This window comes from Ligilactobacillus acidipiscis DSM 15836 (assembly GCF_001435755.1).
Classification (GTDB): Bacteria; Bacillota; Bacilli; order Lactobacillales; family Lactobacillaceae; genus Ligilactobacillus; species Ligilactobacillus acidipiscis.
In genome coordinates this window covers 1-385 of the sequence record NZ_AZFI01000379.1, presented here as the reverse complement: position 1 = coordinate 385, position 385 = coordinate 1, and the positions used below count along the sequence as shown (strand labels likewise).

The window sequence follows — 385 nt, the reverse complement described above, 5'->3', positions numbered from 1 at the left end:
TTTTTTATTTGTGGTGCTTGTCGATATAGCTGAGTAGCGCGATTAAAAACGTGCCAAACAGCAACATCAACGAGAGTGTCTGGAAGACGCTCATTGACTGTGAAACCTTCCTGAAGATTATTCCATGCTCCCATGGGCCTCACCTCGCAAGGGAAAAGACAGCCACCGCCCTTAAAACTTCCTGCGTAATCTATTATACAGGTGAATTAAGTGTTGACCAAGCACAATAAAAATTAAGTCATGGGGTTTCATAGGATCCTAAATTTGATCAAATTAAGAATCAGCAAAACATCTTTTGTAGATACCCTTTTTTTAGTTCTTGGAGTTTTTCAAGCTTACGCTGATTGGCAGCGATAAGATGATCAGTCAAAAACAAGAGTTGTGG

Annotated in this window: 1 protein-coding gene; it reads right to left on the bottom strand. The window is 40.0% G+C overall.

What is annotated here, in order from left to right; all coding sequences use genetic code 11:
• Positions 1-4: 4 nt before the first annotated feature.
• Positions 5-67, bottom strand: coding sequence for a putative holin-like toxin (locus FC65_RS12875; protein ID WP_222843308.1), 63 nt, complete (start codon positions 65-67; stop codon positions 5-7).
• Between the last annotated feature and the right edge of the window lie 318 nt (positions 68-385).